Source organism: Acidovorax sp. 106 (assembly GCF_003663825.1).
Taxonomy (GTDB): domain Bacteria; phylum Pseudomonadota; class Gammaproteobacteria; order Burkholderiales; family Burkholderiaceae_C; genus Acidovorax.
Window position 1 is genome coordinate 3,480,447 of sequence record NZ_RCCC01000001.1, and the last position, 22,987, is coordinate 3,503,433.

At 64.6% G+C, this 22,987-nt stretch carries 19 protein-coding genes; 12 read left to right on the plus strand and 7 right to left on the minus strand.

What is annotated here, in order from left to right; genetic code table 11:
• Window positions 1-45: 45 nt before the first annotated feature.
• Window positions 46-1,566 (minus strand): xanthine dehydrogenase small subunit, encoded by a 1,521-nt coding sequence (gene xdhA / locus C8C98_RS15485; protein ID WP_121455004.1) that lies wholly within the window; start codon window positions 1,564-1,566, stop codon window positions 46-48.
• 100 nt (window positions 1,567-1,666) lie between these two features.
• Here xdhA and C8C98_RS15490 point away from each other — a divergent pair, with 100 nt between their 5' ends.
• From C8C98_RS15490 to dcd, 10 genes are all read left to right on the plus strand, one after another.
• Window positions 1,667-2,599, plus strand: a complete 933-nt coding sequence (locus C8C98_RS15490; RefSeq protein WP_121456304.1) for a LysR family transcriptional regulator — start codon at window positions 1,667-1,669, stop codon at window positions 2,597-2,599.
• Window positions 2,600-2,689: 90 nt separating this feature from the next.
• On the plus strand, window positions 2,690-4,285 hold the full coding sequence (locus C8C98_RS15495) for an ABC transporter ATP-binding protein (protein WP_121455005.1): 1,596 nt from the start codon (window positions 2,690-2,692) through the stop codon (window positions 4,283-4,285).
• Window positions 4,278-5,348, plus strand: a complete 1,071-nt coding sequence (locus C8C98_RS15500) for an ABC transporter permease (RefSeq protein ID WP_121455006.1) — start codon at window positions 4,278-4,280, stop codon at window positions 5,346-5,348. The genes C8C98_RS15495 and C8C98_RS15500 overlap by 8 nt, the downstream gene beginning before the upstream one ends.
• Window positions 5,348-6,268, plus strand: coding sequence for an ABC transporter permease (locus C8C98_RS15505; protein WP_121455007.1), 921 nt, complete (start codon window positions 5,348-5,350; stop codon window positions 6,266-6,268). Before C8C98_RS15500 ends, C8C98_RS15505 begins: the two co-directional genes overlap by 1 nt.
• A gap of 55 nt (window positions 6,269-6,323) precedes the next feature.
• Window positions 6,324-7,490, plus strand: coding sequence for a BMP family ABC transporter substrate-binding protein (locus C8C98_RS15510; RefSeq protein WP_121455008.1), 1,167 nt, complete (start codon window positions 6,324-6,326; stop codon window positions 7,488-7,490).
• 127 nt (window positions 7,491-7,617) lie between these two features.
• Window positions 7,618-8,670: an adenosine deaminase gene (locus tag C8C98_RS15515; RefSeq protein ID WP_121455009.1), complete on the plus strand. Its 1,053-nt coding sequence runs from the start codon at window positions 7,618-7,620 to the stop codon at window positions 8,668-8,670.
• 278 nt (window positions 8,671-8,948) lie between these two features.
• The gene (locus C8C98_RS15520; protein ID WP_121455010.1) at window positions 8,949-10,529 is read left to right on the plus strand and encodes a methyl-accepting chemotaxis protein; all 1,581 of its coding nucleotides are present in this window, start codon (window positions 8,949-8,951) and stop codon (window positions 10,527-10,529) included.
• Between the two features lie 84 nt (window positions 10,530-10,613).
• A complete protein-coding gene (locus C8C98_RS15525; protein ID WP_121455011.1) occupies window positions 10,614-11,732 on the plus strand; it encodes a BMP family ABC transporter substrate-binding protein in 1,119 nt (372 codons plus the stop codon).
• A 92-nt stretch (window positions 11,733-11,824) separates the two neighbouring features.
• A complete protein-coding gene (gene guaD, locus C8C98_RS15530) occupies window positions 11,825-13,132 on the plus strand; it encodes a guanine deaminase (protein ID WP_121455012.1) in 1,308 nt (435 codons plus the stop codon).
• Window positions 13,133-13,223: 91 nt separating this feature from the next.
• Window positions 13,224-13,796 (plus strand): dCTP deaminase, encoded by a 573-nt coding sequence (gene dcd, locus C8C98_RS15535; protein WP_121455013.1) that lies wholly within the window; start codon window positions 13,224-13,226, stop codon window positions 13,794-13,796.
• A gap of 54 nt (window positions 13,797-13,850) precedes the next feature.
• Here dcd and C8C98_RS15540 read toward each other — a convergent pair whose 3' ends face one another.
• Window positions 13,851-15,551, minus strand: a complete 1,701-nt coding sequence (locus tag C8C98_RS15540; RefSeq protein WP_121455014.1) for a diguanylate cyclase — start codon at window positions 15,549-15,551, stop codon at window positions 13,851-13,853.
• A 274-nt stretch (window positions 15,552-15,825) separates the two neighbouring features.
• Here C8C98_RS15540 and C8C98_RS15545 point away from each other — a divergent pair, with 274 nt between their 5' ends.
• A complete protein-coding gene (locus C8C98_RS15545) occupies window positions 15,826-16,701 on the plus strand; it encodes a neutral zinc metallopeptidase (protein WP_121455015.1) in 876 nt (291 codons plus the stop codon).
• A gap of 218 nt (window positions 16,702-16,919) precedes the next feature.
• Window positions 16,920-18,416: a DEAD/DEAH box helicase gene (locus C8C98_RS15550; RefSeq protein WP_121455016.1), complete on the plus strand. Its 1,497-nt coding sequence runs from the start codon at window positions 16,920-16,922 to the stop codon at window positions 18,414-18,416.
• 129 nt (window positions 18,417-18,545) lie between these two features.
• On the opposite strand, the gene C8C98_RS15555 is transcribed toward C8C98_RS15550, so the two are convergent.
• The 5 genes from C8C98_RS15555 to C8C98_RS15575 all read right to left on the minus strand — a co-directional run bounded on the left by C8C98_RS15555 (window position 18,546) and on the right by C8C98_RS15575 (window position 22,980).
• Window positions 18,546-19,232 (minus strand): nitrous oxide reductase accessory protein NosL, encoded by a 687-nt coding sequence (locus C8C98_RS15555; protein WP_121455017.1) that lies wholly within the window; start codon window positions 19,230-19,232, stop codon window positions 18,546-18,548.
• A 7-nt stretch (window positions 19,233-19,239) separates the two neighbouring features.
• On the minus strand, window positions 19,240-19,827 hold the full coding sequence (locus C8C98_RS15560; RefSeq protein WP_121455018.1) for a nitrous oxide reductase accessory protein NosL: 588 nt from the start codon (window positions 19,825-19,827) through the stop codon (window positions 19,240-19,242).
• Window positions 19,824-20,639: an ABC transporter permease gene (locus C8C98_RS15565; RefSeq protein WP_121455019.1), complete on the minus strand. Its 816-nt coding sequence runs from the start codon at window positions 20,637-20,639 to the stop codon at window positions 19,824-19,826. The genes C8C98_RS15560 and C8C98_RS15565 overlap by 4 nt, the downstream gene beginning before the upstream one ends.
• A 168-nt stretch (window positions 20,640-20,807) precedes the next feature.
• On the minus strand, window positions 20,808-21,758 hold the full coding sequence (locus tag C8C98_RS15570) for an ABC transporter ATP-binding protein (protein ID WP_121455020.1): 951 nt from the start codon (window positions 21,756-21,758) through the stop codon (window positions 20,808-20,810).
• A complete protein-coding gene (locus C8C98_RS15575; protein ID WP_121456305.1) occupies window positions 21,733-22,980 on the minus strand; it encodes a nitrous oxide reductase family maturation protein NosD in 1,248 nt (415 codons plus the stop codon). The genes C8C98_RS15570 and C8C98_RS15575 overlap by 26 nt, the downstream gene beginning before the upstream one ends.
• Between the last annotated feature and the right edge of the window lie 7 nt (window positions 22,981-22,987).

Sequence of the window (22,987 nt, forward strand, 5' to 3'; positions counted from 1 at the left end):
GGGCGGGCAGGGCGGTATCAGGCACGGTGTGTATGGCGGGTGTTTTCACAGCGCGCCCTCCAGACTGGTCGCGTGCAGTTGCGCGATGCTGGCCGGGGCACCGCCCTGGCTTTCCAGCCAAAAGCGCTGCAGCAGGTTGCCCAGCACCGTGCGGCGGTAGTCGCCACTGGCGCGCATGTCGGAGATGGGGCTGAACTCGGCCTGCAGCACGCGCGTGGCTTGCTGCACCGTGGCCTCGGTCCAGGGCTGGCCTTGCAGTGCGGCCTCGGTTTGCCGTGCGCGCACTGGGGTAGCGGCCACGCCACCGGCGCCGATGCTGGCGCGCTGCACCGTGCCGCCTGCAATGTCGAGGTTTAACACCAGGCACACGGCGGAGATGTCGTCGTCAAAGCGCTTGGAAATCTTGTAGGCCTTGAGCTGTTCAGTGGCCGATGGCTTCGGCACCACGATGCGCACCAATAGCTCGTCTGGCGCCATCACGTTCTGGCGGTAGCCGGTGTACAGCGATTCCAGCGGCAGCGCGCGCTCACCCCGCGCTTTGCTGGCCAGCACCACCTGGGCGCGCAGCGCGATCAGCAGCGGCATGGAGTCGCCAATGGGCGAGCCGTTGGCCACGTTGCCGCCCAGCGTGCCCGAGTTGCGCACGGGCAGGCCCGCAAAGCGGTGGGCAAACTCGGCCAGGCTGGGCCACTGGGCGGTGAGCCGGGCAAACGCATCGGTCAGTGTCACGGCGGCGCCGATGGCGATGTGCTCGGGGGTGTCGTCGATGCGGCGCAGCTCGGCGGCGCGGGTCACGTCCAGCACCTGGGGGAACTGGCGGTGTTGCTTGGTCGCCCACAGTCCCACATCGGTGGCGCCTGCCACCACCTGCGCCTGGGGGTGGGCAGCGCGGGCGGCCAGCAGGTCGGCCTGGGTGGTGGGGGCGATGTAAGCCAAATTGGCCTCTGGCGCCTGTGGGATAAGCGCAAGCAGCTCTAATTTTTGTAGCAACGCGGTTTCATTCACGGCCATGGCTGGCAGCTGGGCCATCTGCTGCGCGGCGTCCAGAATGGGGCGGTAGCCCGTGCAGCGGCACAGGTTGCCCGACAAGTCCTGCGCGGCCTGGGCGCGCGAGATGCTGCGGCCCTGGCAGACCTGGTTTTGGTACATGCCAAACAGGCTCATCACAAAGCCGGGCGTGCAAAAGCCGCATTGGGAGCCGTGGCATTGCACCATGGCTTCCTGCACTGGGTGTAGTGATGATCCGTCGGCGGTCCGGGCCGTACCGGCCACCGGCTGGATCAGCGGGTCTTCGGCCAGGTCCTCCGCCGTCCACAGGGCCATCCCGTCAATCGAATGGGCCAGGCGGATGCAGCTGTTGACCGCGCTGTAGCGTACCTTGCCGTGGCCATCGGCCTCGCCCAGCACCACGGTGCAGGCGCCGCAGTCGCCTTCGCCGCAGCCTTCCTTGGTGCCGGTGCAGCCCAGGTCCTCGCGCAGCACCTCCAGCAAGGTGCGGTCGGGTGGTACATTGCCCAGCGCCACGGGCTGGCCTCGGCGCAAGAATTGCAAGGGTCTTGTTGTCATCGCGGACATCACTTCGATTTTTGAAAGGTTCAGCAGAGGGTAGAACGCAGTATTGCCACTGGCATATGCGCAAGCTTATGGCACCCATGCCCCCATCGCTATGAGAGACCAAGCCCTTTTCGACAAGATAGACCTCCATCTCATAAGGGTCTTGCACACCGTGCTCACTGAACGCAGCGTATCCCGCGCAGCCGTACGGCTGGGCATGCACCAGCCGGCGGTGTCGGCGGCGCTCAAGCGCCTGCGCGACCTGGCGGGCGACCCGTTGCTGGTGCGATCGGGCGCCAGCATGATGCCCACCGATGCCGCGCTGCGCATGGTGGAGCCCGCCGCGCTGATCCTGCGCTCGGCCGAGGCGCTGTTCTCTGACGCGCGGGGGTTTGATCCGCGCACGGCCACCCGCACCTTTCGCGTGGCGGCCAGCGACTACCTAGACCCGCTTTTTTTGCCCCAGCTGGTGGCCCGCATCAAGGCCCAGGCACCCCTGTGCCCCATTGAAATCCTGCCCCTGTCGGCCGATGCCCACTACCACGCCCACCTGGCCCAGGGCGATGTGGACGTGGTGATCGGCAACTGGCCCCAGCCGCCTGAAGACCTGCACATGGGCCGTTTGTTTGGCGACGAAGTGGTGTGCCTGGTGGGCCAGGACCACCCCGCTGTGCGCAGGGGCTGGACCGAGGCCGACTGGCTGGCGGCCGAGCACATTGCCCCCACGCCCACCCACCCCGGCGCGCGCGGCGTGATCGATGCGCACCTGGACAGCCTGGGCCTGTCGCGCAACATCACAGCACGGTGCGCGCATTTCAGCGCTATTCCGCACATCGTGGCCTCCAGCCTGTTGGTGTTGACCACAGGGCGCCAGTTTTGCGAGCGGTTCACGGCGCAGCTGCCGGTGGCCATCCTGCCCAGCCCAGTCGCGTTTCCGCGCCTGTTGTACTACCAGCTGTGGCATGCGCGCACCCACCATTCGGCCGCAGCCATGTGGCTGCGCGACAGTGTCAAGTCCGTCGCTGCATCGCTACGAAAAGAATAGCTGCTTGCGCATGCTGAATAAGCCGCAAGGCATGATTTGCCCCTATACGCCCAAAGATAACAAGTTGTCATTCTGAGAGACAATCCCCGCATGAGTTCTCCCCCCCATTCCTCCGCGCCCGGTGCGGCGCCGCCACGGCTGCAGCTGGCGGGCATCACCAAGCGCTATCCGGCCGTGGTGGCCAACAGCGGTGTGTCGCTGACGGTGCAGCCCGGCGAGATCCATGCTGTGCTGGGTGAAAACGGCGCGGGCAAGTCCACGCTGATGAAAATCATCTACGGCTCGGTCAAGCCCGACGAAGGCAGCGTGCATTTCAACGGCCAAGCCGTGCAGGTGCGCAACCCGCAAGAAGCGCGCGCCCTGGGCATTGCCATGGTGTTCCAGCACTTCAGCTTGTTTGACACCCTGACGGTGGCCGAAAACGTGTGGCTGGGTCTGGACAAGAGCCAGGCCCTGGCCGATGTCACCCAAAGCATCACCACCAAGGCGGCCGAGTACGGCCTCGATATTGACCCGCTGCGCCCCGTGCACACCTTGAGCGTGGGCGAGATGCAGCGCGTGGAAATCATCCGTGCGCTGCTGACGAATCCCAAGCTGCTGATCCTGGACGAGCCCACCTCGGTGCTCACGCCCCAGGCGGTCGAAAAGCTCTTTGTGGTGTTGCGCAAGCTGGCCAGCGAGGGCTGCAGCATCCTCTACATCAGCCACAAGCTGCACGAGATTCGCGCGCTGTGCACCGCCTGCACGGTGCTGCGCGGCGGCAAGCTCACTGGGGTGTGCAACCCGGCCGAGGAAACCAATGCGTCCCTGTCGCGCCTGATGATTGGCGCCGAGCCACCTGCGCTGGAGCACCGCGCAGTGCAGACCGGCGCCACGGTCCTGCGTGTGCAAGGGCTGTCGCTGCCGCGCGCCGACCAGTTTGGTGTGGACCTGATCGATGTCGACTTCGAAGTCAAGGCTGGCGAGGTGGTGGGCATTGCAGGTGTGTCCGGCAATGGCCAAAAAGAGATGCTCTACGCCTTGTCGGGCGAAGACCAGCGCGCCGAGCCCGGCAGCATCCAGGTGGCAGGCCAGAACGTCGGGCGCATGGGCCCCACCCAGCGCCGAGCCCTGGGCCTGCACTTTGTGCCCGAAGAGCGTTTGGGCCGCGGCGCCGTGCCTAGCATGGGCCTGGCGCACAACCTGCTGCTCACGCGCACCAACTCGGTCAGCGGCAGCGGCTGGATCAAGGTGGGGGCGTTGCAAAAGCATGCCGAGGCACTGATCCATCGCTTCAACGTCAAGGCCGGTGGGCCCAACGCGCCCGCCAAGTCGCTGTCGGGTGGCAACCTGCAAAAGTTCATTGTGGGGCGCGAGATTGACGCCAACCCTAAGTTGCTGATCGTCTCGCAGCCCACCTGGGGCGTGGACGTCGGGGCGGCAGCGCAAATCCGCGCATCCATTTTGGCGCTGCGCGATGCAGGTTGCGCCGTGTTGGTGGTCAGTGAGGAGCTGGACGAATTGTTTGAAATCTGTGACCGGCTGCATGTGGTGGCCAAGGGGCATTTGTCGCCCTCTGTGCCGCGTTCCGAAGCGACGGTGCAGCGCATTGGCGAATGGATGAGCGGCCTGTGGCATGCCGATGTGCAGGCCCATCTGGCGCAAACTGCCCAGCAGGCTGCAGCCGGGGAGGCGCACCATGCTTAAGCTGGAACCGCGCCCCCAGGCCTCGCGGCTGTGGACTTACGGCTCGCCGCTGCTGGCGCTGGCCGTGACGGTGCTTATTGGTGTGGCCCTGTTCATGGCGCTGGGAAAAGATCCGGTGCGGGGCCTGCAGGTGTTCTTCTGGGAACCCATCAAGTCGCAGTACGCCATCGGCGAACTCATGGTCAAGGCCACTCCGCTGTTGCTCATCGCGCTGGGGCTGGCGGTGTGCTTTCGCTCCAACGTCTGGAACATTGGTGCCGAGGGGCAGTTTGTGATTGGCGCGGTGGTGGCCGGCGGCGTGGCGCTGCTGGCCGACAAGACCACTGGGCCGTGGATCGTGCCCGCCATCTTGCTCGCCGGGGTGCTCGGCGGCATGGCTTGGGCGGGGCTCACGGCGTTGCTGCGCGACAAGTTCAACGCCAACGAAATCCTGGTGAGCTTGATGCTCGTGTATGTCGCCACGTTGGTGCTGGGCTACCTGGTGTACGGGCCCTGGAAGGACCCGATGGGCTACAACTTTCCGCAGACCAAGACGTTCGAGAAGGTCACGCAGATCCCTCGGCTGATGCAGGGCTCGCGCGTGTCGATTGGCTTGCTGCTGGCGCTGGCTGGGGCGGGGGCGCTGTGGGTGTTTCTGTTCCGCACCCGGGCGGGCTTTGCGCAGCAGGTGGGCGGGTTGGCGCCTGCTGCAGCGCGCTATGCGGGCTTTTCATCGCGCCGCGCGCTGTGGACGGCGCTGCTGATTTCGGGCGGTGCAGCGGGTCTGGCGGGCGCGCTGGAGGTGGCCGGGCCCATTGGCCAACTCACTCCCTATGTGCCTGCAGGCTACGGCTTCGCCGCCATCATCGTGGCCTTTGTGGGGCGCCTGCATCCCGTAGGCATGATTCTTTCGGCCATTCTCATGAGCATGTTCTACATCGGCGGCGAGCTGGCGCAGTCGCGCATGGGCTTGCCCAAGTCCCTCACCGGGGTGTTCCAAGGGCTGTTGCTGTTCACGCTGCTGGCGTGTGACACGTTGATTGCCTACCGCATCCGCTGGGTGGCCTCGAAGGGAGGCAAGTGATGGAATCGTACGCATTGCTCATCGGCGCCACGCTCAGCGCGGGCACGGTGCTGGCCATCGCGGCCCTGGGCCTGCTCATCAATGAAAAGGCGGGCATCGTCAATCTGGGTGCCGAGGGCATGATGCTCTGCGCCGCCATCGCAGGCTTTGCCACCGTGGTGCACACGGGCAACACCTGGCTGGGTTTTGCAGCGGGCATGGCTGCGGGCGCGGTGCTGGCGGCCATCTTTGGCGTGCTGGTGATCTGGCTCAACACCAACCAGTACGCCACGGGGCTGGCGCTCAGTCTGTTTGGCGTCGGTTTCTCGGCGTTTGCAGGCATCAGCTACGTGCAGGCCAAGCTGCCCGAATCGCCCAAGTACGCCATTCCCGTGTTGGGCGACATCCCGCTGGTGGGGCCTGCGCTCTTCCAGCAGCATCCGCTGGTGTACATCACCATGGTGCTGGTGGTGGCGCTGGTGTGGTTCTTGTACCGTTCGCGCGCTGGTTTGGTGCTGCGCTCGGTGGGCGAGTCGCCCGAGTCGGCGCATGCGCTGGGCTACCCGGTGCGCCGCATTCGCCTGGCTGCCGTGGTGGCGGGCGGTGCTTTGTGCGGGTTGGCGGGGGCTTACATCTCTACCGTCTACACCCCGTTGTGGGTGGAGGGCATGGTGGCCGGGCGCGGCTGGATTGCGCTGGCGCTCACCACCTTTGCCACCTGGCGCCCGGCACGGGTGTTGCTTGGTGCTTACCTGTTTGGTGGGGTGACGATGCTGCAGTTCCATTTGCAAGCCACGGGCGTGCAGGTGGCCAGCCAGTTGCTGAGCATGTTGCCCTACCTCGCCACCATCGTGGTGCTGGCCTTGATCTCGCGCAACCCTGCCTGGATTCGCGTCAACATGCCCGCGTCCCTCGGTAAGCCGTTTTACCCCGGCTCATAATGGTTGTTTACCGTTTTTCCCCTCCGTTTTCACTGTTTTCTTTCAAGGAATCGACATGACCGATCTGCAAAAGCGTTCGTTGTTCAAAGTGGCGGCACTGTCTGCCCTGGCTGCCGCTGCCGTTGTAGGCTGCGGCAAGACCGAGGCGCCAGCGCCCGCACCGGCCCCAGCACCTGCGCCGGCTGCCTCTGCTCCAGCGCCCAAGCCCGAACCACTGAAGATCGCTTTTGCCTACGTGGGCCCTGTGGGTGACGGCGGCTGGTCTTTTGCCCATGACAACGGCCGCAAAGCCATCGAAAAAGAGTTTGGCGACAAGGTCGTGACCAGCTTTGTCGAAAGCGTGCCCGAATCCGCCGACGCCGAGCGCGTGCTGCGCGACCTGGCTGGCCAAGGCAACAAGCTGATCTTTGGCACCACGTTCGGCTACATGGAATCCATCCAGAAGATCGCGGGCGACCTCAAGGACGTGAAGTTTGAGCACGCCACCGGCTACAAGACGGCCGAGAACGTGCGCACCTACGACAGCCGCACCTACGAAGGCGCCTACATGGCCGGCGTGATCGCTGGCGCCATGACCAAGTCCAACACGCTGGGCGTGGTGGGCTCGGTGCCAATCCCTGAAGTGATCCGCAACATCAACAGCTTCACGCTGGGTGCGCAGTCGGTCAACCCCAAGATCAAGACCAAGGTGGTGTGGGTGAACGAATGGTTCAGCCCACCCAAGGAAACCGAAGCCGCCACCAGCCTGATCAACGGCGGCGCTGACGTGCTGTTCCAGAACACCGACTCGCCTGCCGTGCTCAAGACCGCCCAAGAAAAGGGCAAGCGCGCGTTTGGCTGGGACAGCGACATGACTGCCTACGGCCCCAAGGCCCACTTGGCATCGGCCGTCATCAACTGGGGCCCTTACTACGTGAAGGCCACGCGTGATGCGCTGGAAGGCAAGTGGAGCACCGGCCAAAGCTGGTGGGGCGTGAAGGAAGGCGCGATCGACATCGTCTCCATCGCTGAAGACGTGCCTGCTGAAACCAAGGCCAAGGTCGAAGAAGTGAAGAAGGGCTTGGCCGACGGCAGCTTCGTCATCTGGAAGGGCCCCATCGTGGGTCAGGACGGCAAGCCCGTGCTGGAAAAAGACGCCGTGGCCGACGACAAGTTCTTGGGCGGTATCAACTTCTACGTCAAGGGCGTGGAAGGCAAGATCCCCGGTGCCGACAAAAAGTAAGGCGCTGGCTTCACGCCTTCATGGCCGCCTTCGGGCGGCCTTTTTTCTTCCTGTCCTTGGTTTGAACGGTTTGCATCCGGGCACCAAAAGGGCATGATGTTTTCAACAATACCCACGGAGCTTGCTGATGTTCAAAGTCCCTCCCATTTCTGCAGAGCGCCTGCCCGACTTGCTGCGCAAGATGCCCAAAGCCGAGCTGCACATCCACATCGAAGGCTCGCTCGAGCCTGAGTTGATTTTTGCGCTGGCCCAGCGCAACGGCGTCACCTTGCCGTATGCCGATGTCGAGAGCCTGCGCCGCGCTTATGCCTTCACCAACCTGCAGAGCTTCCTCGACATCTACTACGCGGGTGCCAGTGTGCTGCTGCATGAGCAAGACTTTTACGACATGGCTTGGGCCTACTTTGAGCGTGCTGCGGCCGACAACGTGGTGCACGCCGAGTTGTTTTTTGACCCGCAAACGCACACCGAGCGTGGCGTGCCGATGGCTACGGTGGTGCAGGGCCTGCACCGTGCCTGCGTGGACGCGGGCCAGAAGCTGGGCGTGAATGCCTCGCTGATCCTGTGTTTCTTGCGCCACCTGAGCGAAGAGTCAGCGTTCGAGACGCTGGAGCAGGCGTTGCCGTTTCGCGACCAATTCATCGGCGTGGGGCTGGACAGCAGCGAAGTGGGGCACCCGCCCGAAAAATTTGCACGAGTATTTGCCCGCTGCAAGGAGCTGGGCCTGCACCTAGTGGCCCATGCGGGCGAGGAAGGACCGCCCGCCTACATTTGGAGCGCGCTGGATGTGCTCAAGGTCGAGCGCATTGACCACGGCGTGCAGGCGGTGCACGACGCCGCGCTGATGCAGCGCTTGGCGCAAGACCGCATTCCGCTCACGGTGTGCCCGTTGTCGAACCAGAAGCTGTGCGTCTTCCCCAACCTGGCCGACCACAACCTGGGTCAGCTGCTGGATGCAGGCTTGGCTGCGACGGTCAACTCCGACGACCCGGCGTACTTTGGCGGTTACATCAACGAGAACTTCACCCAGCTCTTTGCCGCCACGGGCCTCACGGCCAAGCACGCGTACCAGCTCGCTTTCAACAGTTTTGAAGCCAGCTTCGCGTCCAACCCCCAAAAGCGAGTCTGGGAGCACAAGCTCAAAGAGACCTTTGAGACGTTTGTCGAGCACGACTATTGAGGTGCTGGGGGCAGGGTGTTGCCACCCGCGCAGCCCCGGTGGAGCGCTTTGGTATCCGGGTGGTGCCTGGGTTGACAATCCGTTTGCGGTTTGTCTTTTGTAAGGTGCGAGGGGGTATCATGTCGCACTTTGTTGCATCCAGCCTTGTGCGCTGAATGCGCGGACTATGGCGCCGCAACTCCTCAGAGCGGTTTCTGGCGGATGTTGCGCAGCCTGCCGCCAGGCCCCCACACGCGGGTGCTGGTCGGCCAGTTCCGTAACCCACACCCTCATCACCTATGTTTCTCAATCAGCTATCCATTGCCAAGCGCCTGGCCTGTGTGCTCGGGCTCATTCTTTCGCTGTCGCTGCTGACCAGCCTGTTTGCCGTGTTCAAGCTGCGGCAAATGGGAGAGGTCACCGATGCCATGCTGGCGGTGAACCTCAAGACGGAGCGCGCTGCTGCAGACTGGCTGCGCAACACCACTGCAGGCGTGCAACGCGCAGCGGCCATTGCCAAGAGCAGCGACGCCAGCCTGATCGAGTACTTTGCCCCGGCCACGGCGGCGGCCATTTCTGAGACCAATGAGTTGCAGAAGTACGTCGAATCGCAGATGGTGACGCCTGAGCAGAAGGTGCTGAACGACAAAATATCGGACATGCGCAAGGCGTACCTGGCGGCGCGTGAAGAAGTGAGCAAGCTGAAAAAGGCGGGAGATACCGAGGGCGCGGCCAAGGCGTTTGCCGAACGCTTTGAACCCATGGCCCGCAGCTATGTGGCCGGTGTGCAGGAAGTGGCCACGGGTCAGCGTGCCCAGCTGGATGCCGCTGCCAAGCGCAACGATGAGTTGCGCTCGCAAACCAGTGTGCTGCTGGTGGTGTGCGGCTTGATTTCCTTGATGTTGGGTTTGGTACTGTCTTGGTACCTGTCGCTCAGCATCACGCGGCCGCTCAAGCGGGCCGAGGCCAACGCCCAAGACATTGCCAATCTGGACCTGACCGGGCAACCCCAGGCGTCTTACTCCAACGACGAAACCGGGCACTTGCTGCGCGCCATCGACCAGATGCGCACGGTGCTGCAAACATCGCTGCAACAAGTGCGGGGTGTGGTGGACAACATCTCCACCGCCAGCCACCAGATCGCTTCGGGCAACCAGGACTTGAGCGCCCGCACCGAAAACGCCGCCAGCAGCCTGCAAGAAACGGCCAGCTCGATGGAAGAGCTGACCAGCACCGTGCAGCACAGCGCCGATGCGGCCACCCAGGCCAGCGTGCTGGCCAACTCGGCCGCACAAGTGGCGCAGCGTGGGGGCGACGTGGTGGCCCAGGTGGTCAGCACCATGGACCAGATCAACAACAGCTCCAAGAAGATCTCCGACATCATCGGCGTGATCGACAGCATCGCTTTCCAGACCAACATCCTGGCGCTGAATGCCGCTGTGGAAGCGGCCCGCGCAGGCGAACAAGGTCGTGGCTTTGCCGTGGTGGCCAGCGAAGTGCGCAGCCTGGCCCAGCGCTCCGCCAATGCCGCCCGCGAGATCAAGGGCCTGATTGGTGCCAGCGTGGAGAGCGTGGAGGCGGGTGCCCGCCTGGTGAGCGATGCGGGCTCGACCATGGATGAGATCGTGGCCAGCGTCAAACGCGTGACCGACATGATGGGCGAGATCAGCGCCGCCACCAAAGAGCAAAGCCATGGCATTGGCCAGGTCAACATCGCAGTGACGCAGCTGGACCAGATGACACAACAGAACGCGGCGCTGGTGGAAGAATCCACCGCTGCAGCGCAGAGCCTGAACGACCAGGCTTTGCGCCTGAGTGAAGTGGTTGGGCAGTTCCGCCTGGGCTACCAGGGGGATTCCAAACTCAAGCGCCTGGCCTGAGCAAGCGGTAGAATCCGCAGCTCTTGAAAACCGCTGCCCGGCGGTTTTCTTGTTTCTGAACTTCGGGCCATGTAGAGGAACACCATGTACAAAAACCTCGCCACCGCACTGCGTGCGGCTTGTGTGAGTGCGCTTGCGGGCGCCATTTTCATCTCCCCCGCTTTTCCCCAAACCCCAGCGAAGCCGACGACCGAGCCTGTGAAGGCCGGCTTTGTCTATGTCTCGCCCATCACTGAAGCCGGCTGGACGCGCCAGCACGAAGAGGGGCGCAAGGCCGTCGAGGCGGCTCTGGGCAACCAGGTCAAAACCACCTTTGTCGAAAACGTGGCAGAAGGCGCGGATGCCGAGCGCGTGATCCGCGATCTGGCCGCCACCGGGCACCAGATCATCTTCACCCCCAGCTTTGGCTACATGGAGCCCACGCTCAAGGTAGCGCAGGATTTTCCGAATGTGAAGTTCGAGTCCATCACCGGCTACAAGCAGGCCGCGAACGTGGCCACGGCCAATGCCCGCTACTACGAAGGCCGTTACCTGGCGGGCATGGCGGCGGGCCGCATGAGCAAGACTGGCGTGGCGGGCTATGTGGCGGGCTTCCCCATCCCCGAAGTGCTGCAGGGCATCAACGCCTTCACGCTGGGCATGCGCTCGGTCAACCCCCAGGCCAGTGTGAAGGTGGTGTGGCTCAACGTGTGGTTTGACCCGCCCAAGGAGCGCGATGCCGCCATGGCCCTGTTCAACCAGGACGTGGATGTGATTGCCTTCCACACCGGCTCTACCGCCGTGATGGCAGCGGCGCAAGAGCGCGGCAAGATGGCTGTTGCCTATCACTCCGACATGCGCAAGACCGGCCCCGACGCACAGATCATCGCCGTGACGCACCAGTGGGGCCAGTACTACACCGAGCGGGTGCGTGCCCTGCAAAGTGGCCAGTGGAAGCCGGGCAACCTGTGGGGCGGCGTGCGTGAAGGCATGATCCGCGTGGGCGACTTTGGCCCCAAGGTGCCGCAGGGCGTGCAGCAAGAGGTGCTGGCCGCGCAAAAGGCCGTGGGCGCTGGCAAGCTGCACCCCTTCCATGCAGGCAAGGCAGCGGTGCGCGACACCGAAGGCCGCGAAGTGATTGCGCCGGGGCAGACGCTGAGCGATGCCCAGATTCTGCAAATGAACTTTCTGGTCGAGGGCGTTAAAGGCTCGCTGCCGCGCTGACCCGGCCTTTTCTACCTGGCTTTTAACCGGTTTCTACCCACTATCACCGCGCCGGTATGGGCGTGAGTGCCTTGGCCCCTTAAGCTCGCCCCATGCAAGTATTTCGATCTGCCCTGTTGCGCTTTGCCGATGATGGCCAAGCCCTGTACGACGAAGACGGCCTGCTGGCCGTGGCTCCTGATGTCCAGGGCCGCCAGCGCGTGGTGGCTGCTGGCCCTTGGCAGGCGCTGGCTGCGCAATGGGCCGGGGCCGGGCAGGGCGCAGTCACGCACTGGCCGGGGCGCATTCTGGCCCCGGGCTTTGTGGATTTGCATGTCCACTTTCCACAGACGGATGTGATTGGCTCACCCGCTGACGGCCTGCTGCCTTGGCTGGAGAACTACACCTTTCCCCACGAATCGCGCTTTGCCCAACCTGAATATGCCGATGAGGTAGCTGGGTTCTTTGTGGACGAGCTGCTGCGCAATGGCGTGACCACGGCGCTGGCGTTTGCCACGTCGCACCCCGAGTCCGTGGACGCCCTGTTTGCCGAGGCCCAGCGCCGCAGCCTGCGGCTGGTGACGGGCAAGGTGCTGCAAGACCGCCACTCGCCCGATGGCGTGCGCGACCAGACCGAGCAAAGCCTGCTCGACACCGAGGCCCTGATTCAGCGCTGGCATGGCGTGGACCGGCTGGGCTACGCCATCACGCCGCGCTTTGCCCCCACCAGCACGCCCGAGCAACTGCGTGGCGCGGGTGAGCTGGCAGCCCGCTACGGCGATGTGTGGATTCAGTCGCACGTGGCCGAGAACCTCGATGAAATCCGCTGGGCGCGAGAGTTGTTTCCGCGCTCGCGCAGCTACTTGGCGGTGTATGACGACTTTGGCCTGATGCGCGAGCGGGCCGTGTACGCCCACTGCATCCACTTCGATGATGCCGACCGCGCGCTGATGCGCGAGCGCAAGACCGCTGCCGCCATCAGCCCCACCAGCAATTTGTTTTTGGGCAGTGGCTTCTTTGACTACGCAGGCGCTGACCGGGCCGGGTTTCGTTACGGGCTGGCCAGTGATGTGGGCGGGGGCACCAGCTTCAGCCCGTTTCACACCATGATGGCCGCGTATTACGTGGCGCGCGAAGGCCAGACCAAAACCGGCCTGAGCCTGAGCCCCGCCCAGCTGTGGTGGCAACACACGGCAGGCGCGGCGCAGGCCATGGGGCTGGCTGGGGTAGTGGGCAACCTGCAGCCGGGCTGCGAGGCGGACTTTGTGGTGCTCAACCCCCAGGCCACGGCGCTGCTGGCCCGCAAGACGCAGCAGGCCCAGAGCCTGGAAGAGCTATTGTTTGCGCTGATCGTGCTGGGCGACGACCGGGTGATCGAGCAAACCGTGATTTCTCAAGCAAAATATGCCCCTAGCGCTTGATGTAAAAGCGCTGCCAGCTACATATTTAATAGCACCCTTCCTCTTGGGCCTACGCGCAGTGGGGTGGGTGCTGCATCGCAGGAGTCAACCGATGAGTATCAAGAGCGACAAGTGGATCCGCCGCATGGCCGAAGAGCACGGCATGATCGAGCCCTTCGAGCCCGGCCAGATCCGTGAACGCGATGGCCACAAGATCATCAGCTACGGCACCAGCAGCTATGGGTACGACATCCGCTGCGCGCCAGAATTCAAGGTCTTCACCAACATCCACAGCACGGTGGTGGACCCCAAGAACTTCGATGAAAAGAGCTTTGTTGACTTCCACGGCGACAGCTGCATCATCCCCCCCAACAGCTTTGCGCTGGCCCGCACGATGGAGTACTTCCGCATTCCGCGCAACGTGCTCACCATCTGCCTGGGCAAAAGCACGTATGCGCGCTGCGGCATCATCGTCAACGTCACCCCGTTTGAGCCCGAATGGGAAGGCTATGTGACGCTGGAGTTCTCCAACACCACGCCGCTGCCAGCGCGCATTTATGCGGGTGAAGGTTGCGCTCAGGTGCTGTTCTTTGAAAGCGACAAGGACGACGTCTGCGAGGTCAGCTACAAGGACCGCGGCGGCAAGTACCAAGGCCAGGTGGGCGTGACACTGCCCAAGGCCTGAGGCCAGTTCTGAGTCCCTGCCGGGCCTGGGCCCCTGCGGGGCAGGCGGCTCAGGCTACCCCTGCACCACCACCCTGTTGCGGCCCTGGCCTTTGGCCTCGTACAGGGCTTCGTCGCCCCGGCGTAGCAGGCGCTGCGCCGTGTCATCGGCACCGCGCAGAGTCGATACGCCCGCACTCACGGTAATGCGGCCTACCACCGGGTCGGTGAGGGCCGCCTGCGCATCCACCAGCGTCTGGGCAATGGCCCGGGCGCCGTCCAGATCGGTGTCGGGCAGCAGCGCTGCAAATTCTTCTCCCCCCAACCGGGCGACCACGTCCGAATCCCGCAGGCGCTGTGCCAGCGTGTGGGCTAGGCGCTGCAATACCTCATCGCCTACGTCGTGGCCGTGCGTGTCGTTGATGCGCTTGAAGTGGTCCACATCCACCGTGATGAGCGACAACGCGCGGCCACTGCGGCGCGCCAGCGCCAGGGCGTAATTCAACTGCGCATCAAAGCCTCTGCGGTTCAGCAGGCCCGTCAGGGGATCGCTGCGGGCTTGCAGGTCCAGCTCGCGGTTGGCGTCTTCCAGTTGCTGGGTGCGCAGCTGCACCTGGGCTTCCATGGCCTCGTTGGCGGCCAGCAGCCGGTGGGTCATGCGGCGCAGGGCCGACGACAGGCGCCGTACCTCGCGGCTGCTTTGCGTGGCCGGGATTTCTGCCCCTGGCTTGCCCGCTTCCAGGTCCTGCGCCGCACGGGCCAGTGCGTCCAGGTCTTCGCTCAGCCGACGTGCTGCCAGCCAAGCCAAAAAAGCGGCGACCAAGGCGGCTGCCAAACCCCCCAGCAGTGCCCGCTGCACCGCTTGCTCTGCCTCGGCAAAAGCGATGTCTACCGGCATGCGCGCCACGATGTGCCAGCCCAGGTCGCTTTCGGCGTTGCGGGCTTGCATGCGGGTGTGGGCTGTGAGGTATTTTTTGTCGTCTACCCACCGCAGTACCAAGGTTTTGCCGGGCTGCTGCGCATCGGCCGGTACTTTGTCAAAAGCCGGGTCTGGCAACGTTTGGCCCCGCTTTTGTAGCAAGGCTTGCTGCTCTGCCGGGGCGTGAATGAGCTGGCCAGCCTTGTCAAAAATGAACACCTCCAGCTGCTGGGCCTGTGCGGCAGCAGGCATCAGCGTCTGGATCATCTCGTTAATCCACTCCCAATACCCGTGCACGCCCAGCACGCCCACCGTGGTGGGGCCGATGCGGATGGGGGCCGAGAAGTCCACGAAGCGGTAGGGGTCTCCATTGCGGCTGGGGGGTAGCAGGCTTTCCAGCATCTTGGCCGGGTGTACATCGCCCACATAGGCGTTTTGAATACCCGCCTTAAACCAGGGGCGCTCACTCACGTTCTGGCCCACCAGCATGTTGCCCGATGCGACTCGCACAATGCCCTGAGCGTCTGCCACGCCCAGCCACAGGCTTTGGGGGTGGATGGCCTGTTGGCGAGCCAGCATGTGGATGACCTCGGGGGCCTCCAGCCCGTTGCGCCACAGCACCTCGGACGACGCAAGCACCTGCACCTCACGCACACGGTCAAACAAACCATTGGCCAGCAGCGTGGCAGTGTTGTCTGCCACGCCTTGCAGCGATGCACCTGCATCGCGCTGAATGCGTTGCTTTAGCACTTCGCCAAACCCCACCGATAGCAGCACCGACAAGGCCACCACCAGGGTGCCAAACACCAAAGCAATCTGGGTGCGCAGGCTGTGTCCTGGGGGGGAAGACTCGGTCATGGTCGGTTTGTGGATTCGTAGTAGGTTGGCGCGCCCGCAGGAGAGGCGCAGGGCTCAAATCGGGGGCCGGCCTCAGGGCCGGGGCGGCTGTATAGTGGCACTTTACACAGGGTTGGGGCCTAAGAACCTTTTCTATGACCCAATAGACCCGTGCATTTGCGGGCCGAAGGCTGTGTTTTGATCCTCGTGGCCCACGGTCCCAGCGGGTGCCCCGAAAACAGGTTCTAAGATAGCCCACAAACCCCGCCGTGTGGCGGGATGCAGGAGCGATATCGTGAAATGGGAAGGCAACCGGGAATCTGACAATGTGGAAGACCGCCGGGAGGAGGGTGGAGGCGGTAGCAGCCCGGTCTTTGGGGGGCGCAGCATTGGCATTGGCACCATCGTGATCGCGCTGCTGGGCGGCTGGATTCTGGGCGTCAATCCGCTCACTATCCTGGGGCTGCTCAGCGGCGGTACGCCCCCAGCCCAGGTGCAGCAGGCCCCCGCCCATCGGCCTGCGGCCGACGACAAGCTGGCGCGGTTTGTAGCCACCGTGCTGGCCGACACCGAGGACGTGTGGCAGACGGTTTTTCGCCAGGGGGGCGGGCGCTACCAGGAGCCGCGCCTGGTCTTGTTCCGTGGGAGCACACCCACCGCCTGCGGCACCGGCCAGGCGGCCATGGGCCCTTTTTACTGCCCGGCCGACCGCAAGGTCTACATCGACCTGGGTTTTTACGAGACGCTCAAGAACCGCCTGGGCGCCCCTGGCGATTTTGCGCAGGCCTACGTGGTGGCCCACGAGGTCGGCCACCATGTCCAGAACTTGCTGGGCATCAGCGCCAAGGTAGACCAGATGCGCGGCCGTGTGAGCCAGAAGGAATACAACGCCCTGTCGGTGCGGCTGGAGCTGCAGGCCGATTGCTTTGCCGGGGTGTGGGCGCACCATGCACAAAACGCGCGGCAGATTCTGGAGCAGGGCGATGTGGAGGAGGCCATGAACGCAGCCGCCCGCATTGGCGACGATGCCCTGCAGCGTGCTGGCGGTGGGGCGGTGGTGCCCGACAGTTTCACCCACGGCACCAGCGCCCAGCGCCAGCGCTGGTTTCACATGGGGCTCAAGCAAGGCAGCGTGCAGTCGTGCGACACGTTTTCTGCCCGCAGCCTGTGAGCAAGCCCACGGGCAGGGTGGGGTTGGGGCTGCGGCGTGTTGAATGCAGTGGTTTCGTGTTTTTGACGGAAATGCTGGATAAGTCTATTGAAATAAGCGCTGGCAGCTATCGATTTGATAGCGAATTCGGGTTTTCTCGGGAGTGAGTGGATGGCGCGGCGTTTCAAATTTCGAAAAAAATGCCTTTGTCAGCCCACGGTGCGACAATAGCGGGCTAAATGACAAGTTCCTTTTCCAATTTATCGCTGGCCGAGCCGCTAGCGCGCGCCGTAGCCGAAATGGGCTACGAATCCATGACGCCTATCCAGGAGCAGGCCATTCCGGTCGTGCTGACGGGGCAAGACGTCATGGGCGCTGCCCAGACGGGCACTGGCAAAACCGCCGCTTTCTCGCTGCCGCTGCTGCAGCGCCTGCTCCAGCACGAAAACAGCTCGACCTCGCCGGCCCGCCACCCCGTGCGTGCGCTGGTGCTGCTGCCCACGCGTGAGCTGGCCGATCAGGTGGCCCAGCAGATTGCGCTGTACGCCAAGCACACCAAGCTGCGCAGTACGGTGGTGTTTGGCGGCATGGACATGAAGCCCCAGACCATCGAGCTGAAAAAAGGCGTGGAAGTGCTGGTGGCCACGCCGGGCCGTCTGCTCGACCACATCGAAGCCAAAAACGCGGTGCTCAACCAAGTCGAGTACGTGGTGCTCGACGAGGCGGACCGCATGCTGGACATCGGCTTTCTGCCCGATCTGCAGCGCATCCTGTCGTACCTGCCCAAGCAGCGCACCACGCTCTTGTTCAGCGCCACGTTCTCACCCGAGATCAAGCGCCTGGCCAGCAGCTACCTGCAAAACCCCATCACCATCGAGGTGGCCCGCCCGAACGAGACGGCCTCCACCGTGGAGCAGCGCTTCTACAGCGCGGGCGACGATGACAAGCGCCGTGCCATCCACCAGGTGCTCAAGACCCGGGGCATCAAGCAGGCCTTCATTTTTGTGAACAGCAAGCTCGGCTGCGGCCGCTTGGCCCGCAGCCTGGAGCGTGAAGGCTTGAAGACCGCTGCACTGCACGGTGACAAGAGCCAGGACGAGCGCCTGAAGGCGCTAGAGGCCTTCAAAAAAGGCGAAGTGGATTTGTTGGTGTGTACCGACGTGGCCGCACGTGGGCTGGACATCAAGGACGTGCCCGCCGTGTTCAACTTCGACGTGCCCTTCAACGCCGAAGACTACGTGCACCGCATTGGCCGCACTGGCCGTGCCGGGGCCTCGGGTCTGGCGGTCACGCTGGTCTCGGGCAGCGATGCGCGCCTGGTGGGCGACATCGAGAAGCTGATCAAGAAGAAGATCGACCTGGAAGCGCTGGAGTACGACGAAGACCGGCCCAAGGAGCGCATCAATGACGGCCGCCGTGCCTGGCGCGATGGTGCTGACTCCAGCGATCCGCGCGATGCCGGTGCCGCCCATCGCCGCGAACCTCGAGAATCTCGTGAGCCCCGCGAAGGGCGTGAACACCGCGAACACCGTGGCTTTCGCCCAGCGGCTGTGTCGCGCGATCCGTTCTTTGCCAAGCCGTACGAGCCCAGCACCACCGATGCCGCTCCCGCCTGGGAGGCCGCAGCCAAGGCGCCCGTGCGCAGTGGCGTCTCGGCCAACATCAAGCCCAAGCGCAAGGTGGCGGCATTGTTCAAGGCTTCGGCCCCTGCACCCGAGCCTTCCAGCCAAGCCTGAGTAGGCAGGATCTACCCAGGTCTGTAGGTTTTTAGATCTTTTGGGCTTCTAGCGCTTGGTTGATAAGCGCTGGCAGCTATAAAAATGATAGCTTTTCCAGCTGCTATCGCAAAGGTGCCGTAGGCCGTTTCAGTGCGCGTGGGTTTCTGCACTGCTGCGCTGGGGTGCTAGCGACTGGAGCAGTGCGGTGTCTACCGCCGCAAAACCCAGCACCCGTCCCCCGCGCTGCTGCGCAAACCGCTGTGCAGCCACCGTGTTGGCAAACGCTGGCAGGTTGCCCGCCCGCATGGGCCCCAGGGCCGACGAGCCCGCCACATACACCGCCTGCTGTGCGTCCACCCAGGCCCCTGTGCCGGTATCGGTCACGTAGCGGGCCACGATGGCCTCAAGGGTGCGGCCCCGCGTGTAGTGGGCCACATTGCCCAGGTACTGCATCAGGCTCAGCGGTGAGTCGAAAAAGTAGGCATCCCCGTCCGCAAAAATGACCTGCGCCGCCCAGGCACGCGCGCGCGCCGGGTACATGCCGCACACGGGGCAGCGGGCGTCCTGGGGCACCTCGCGTGCAGCGGCCAGGGCCTGGCCGGATGCCGGGTTGTACGGCGTGGGAGGGGCCACGATGCACACGTCGTTCCCCACGCCAGGCAGGTTGGCCGAAGAGATGGCGCCTTGCGCTGCCCGCGCCTGCCATTGCCATACCGCTACACCGGCCGTGCCCAGCAGCAAGGCGGCCAGCGCGCCGCGCCGGGTGGGCTTGCGCGCGTCGCCATGGACGGGGCGGGCGGTATGGGCAAGCGGAGGATGGGGCAGCAGGCGCATGGCGGCCTCACATCCGGGTGTCTTGTTGCGCCCCGCCGCTCAGGTCCACCATGGCGGGCGTGATCTCGGCAAAGCGCAGAACCTTGCCGCCATATTCAACAGCAAACTTTTTCGCGTCAGCCTCTTGCGCAAAGCTGCCGATGGTGGGGCCCATGGAGCCGTGGCGCTTGCCGCCCACCACGTAGATGGCGGTCTTGCCGTCTATCCAGTGGCCCTGTGGTGCATTCCAGTCGGCTTTGCCCATGTCCTGCACGTACACGGCCTGCACGGCACGCACCTGCTCACCGGCCAGCAGGGTGCTGAACAGCTCCACCGTGTCGCAGAAGAAAGAGGGCTTGTCCTGTCCTGCAAAGCGCACCTGCGCCTTGGGGCCGGGGTAGTCGGCCAGCAGCATGCCGTCGAGTTCGCAGCTGGTGGTGCGGTCGATCTCCACGGGTTTCAGGGACTGCGCGCTGTTGTCCGCCTGGCTGCAGCCGGTCAGGCCCGTGAGGCCGGTGAGCGTGCCCAGCGATGCGAGGGCCGCCCAGCCCAGCAGTTGGCGCCGGGTGGCGCAGGCGCATTGGTATTGGTATTGGTTGTGGGATTTGTTCGTCATGGCTTGAATCTCCAGCTCGCCAGGCTCAGGGGCACCACGATCCAGCCCGCCATCACCGCGCCCATCAGCCATGGCTTGGCCAGGGCAGGGGGCACGATGCTGGTCAGGCCGTACAGGGTGCGCACGTCGTCGAGCGAGAACACGTTGAGGATGCGGAAAACGTCGGCCGGGTTGAGCAGCAGCAGGTAGGCCATGGCCTCGCCGCCGACGCTGCCGCCTGTGGCCACCAGGGCGCCCAGCAGCAGCAGGTCAAACACCAGCACAAAAAAGAACCAGGCGGCAATCGCCAGACCGGAGGCGCGTGTGCGCTCGTGCGTGAGCACCGATAGCAGCACCGCCATGCTCAAAAAGGCCAGCCCCAGCAGCACCGAGCTGATCATGAAGCCGCCGTAGTGGAACAGCGCAGCCCCGCTGAACTGCCGCACCAGCAGCACCGCCACCAGCCCGAACCCCGCCAGCGTGGAGAGCGTGAGCGCCGCCGCCAGCCCCAGGTACTTGCCCAGCAGCAGCTCCAGCCGCGTGATGGGCAGCGACAGCAGCAGGTCGAGCGAGCCGCGCTCGCGTTCGCCCACGATGGCGTCAAAGCCCAGCAGCAGTGCGATCAGCGGGATGAGGTAGATGACCAGGCTGACCAGGCTGGCGATGGTGAACTCGATGGAGCGAAAGCCCACCGTGCCCTGCTGCGCGCCGCCAAAGTAGGCGATGGCCAGCGAGAACACGGTGAACACCAGCGCCACGGCCAGCACCCAGCGGTTGCGCATGCGGTCGCGGAACTCCTTGCCCGCGATGGTGAGGATTTGGTGGAATTCCATATCAGTGATCCATAACCCACCCAGCGGGCGGTGTTGCTCCCTCTCCCCTTGTGGGAGAGGGCGGGGGAGAGGGGGCGATGCAAGCGCAGCGCGTGCTCAGGCCCCCTCTCCCCAACCCCTCTCCCGCGAGGGGAGAGGGGCTTGTGCAGCGTGCAAGCAGAGGGTTTTTCATTGTTCGCGCAGCCCGAAGTACACGTCTTCGAGCGAAGGTTCGTGGATGTTCACATCCAGCAGCCGTGCGCCCAGCGGCGCCAGTGCGGCGAGCACGGCCATCTTGGCGCTGCGGGGGCATTCCACGTGCAGGCCGTCTGGGGTGGCCGTGGTCGTGATGCCCGGCAGCTCGGCCAGTGCCAGCACACCCGCCGCTTGGTCCGTGGCCGCCAGGGTGAGGGCGATGGCCAGCGGCATGTGGGTCTGCTCGCGCAGCGCCTGCACGCTACCCAGGGCCTGCAGCTTGCCAGCGGCCAGGATGGCCAGGCGGTCCACACGCTCTTGCAGCTCGGCCAGGATGTGCGAGGTGATGACGATGGTCACGCCCCGGGCCTGCAGGCCACGCAGCGTGGCGTAGAAGTCGCGGATGGCCTGCGGGTCCAGGCCGTTGGTGGGCTCGTCCAGCAGCAGCACCTGGGGTTCGCCCAGCAGCGCCTGTGCAAAGCCCAGGCGCTGGCGCATGCCCTTGGAGTATTCGCGCACGGGGCGCTTGCCCGCGTGGGCCAGGCCCACCTGTTCAAGCAGCGTGGGGCATTGCGCCAGGGGTGCGCCCTTAAGGCGGGCAAAAAAGTACAGCGTCTCCAGTCCGCTCAGGTTGTCGTACAGCACCACGTTCTCGGGCAGGTAGCCCAGGTGGCGCCGTGCGGTGCGAAAGTCTCGCCCCAGCACGCGGGTGCCGCCCACGCGGATCTCGCCCTCGGTAGCAGGCGTGAGTCCCAGGATCATCTTGAACAGCGTGCTTTTGCCCGCGCCGTTGTGGCCGATGAGGCCCAGGATTTCGCCGCGCTCCACGCGCAGGTCGATGCCGTCCACAGCGTGCAGTGCGCCGTAGTGCTTGTGCACGCCCCGCACCTCAATGGCGGGCTCGCGCAGGTTGGTCAGCTCAATGGGGGGTGGGTTGCGGGTCACGCCAGTGGCTCCGTTCGGGGTGGTTCGGTTGCATGCGGGGCTTGGGGTCCACCACGGTGGGCACGCGCAGCACCGGAAACTGTTGGCCCACCAGGCGCAGTGCCTGCACGGCAGGGCTGGCCAGCAGCAGCTTGATGGTGGGGTGGCGCCAGGTCAGGCGGTCCACCATGTCGTTGGCTTCGTAGGGCACGTCGCCCACGCCGTTGCCGTCGCGGTCCCAGCCCAGGTAGTTGCTCCAGTGGTTGCCGCCCTCGGTGCCCCAGCGCTCGTCGCGGGCGCCCACATAGCGCACCTGCTCGCGGTTGCCGATGAAGTCGTTGCCTTCGACCTTGTTGCGGGTGGAGCCCGCCGACAGGTGCACGCCCACGGTATTGCGCGTGACGAGGTTGCCGCGCAGGGTGACGTACTCCACGTCATAGATGAAGAAGCCCCGGTTGTTCTCGGCCACCACGTTGTTCTCGATCACCGAGTCCTGCATGGTGCGCAGCATGATGCCGTGGTCGGTGTTGCCCCAGGCGCGGTTGTTGCGCACCACCTGGTCGCGCACTTCCATCAGCGCCAGGCCGCCCCGGTTGTAGTAGGTGTCGTTGTCCTCCCACAGGTTGTAGTAGGAGTTCATGTAGTGCGTGCCGTAGCGGCTGTGGTGCAGCTTGTTGCCCCGGAACACGGCGTGGTGCGATACATCCACATACAGCGCGTCGCGCACAAAGCTGATCTGGTTGCCCTCGATGCGCGCGCCCGTGGTGTTGTACAGCTGCACCCCGTTGCCACGCTGGGACGAGCCCACATCGCGCAGGCCGGTGATGGTGTTGTGCAGCACCTGCACGTCGTTGGCCTTCTCGATCCACAAGCCGAACAGGTTGTAGGTGAGGTCGTTGTGGCGCACCACGGCACGGTGGGCGCCGGGGTAGATGTAGATGCCCGCGTTCTGGTCCTTGAGGCTGGTGCCCGAGTCGCGCACGATCAGGCCCTCGATCACCACGTCGGGCGCGGTGACGCGGACGGTGTCGCCCTGCTGCCCGCCGCTGAGGGTGGGGCGGTCGATGCCGCGCAGCGTCAGGGCCTTGTCGATGCGCAGGTTCACGCGGTAGAAGCCACGCTGCACCTCCACCGTGTCGCCCGGTTTGGCGGCCTGGATGGCAGCTTGCAGGTCTTGCCCGGGGCGCACCTGCACGGTGGCAGCGTGGGCGGGCAGGGCCAGCAGGCACGTAGCCAGCGCCATGAGTGCG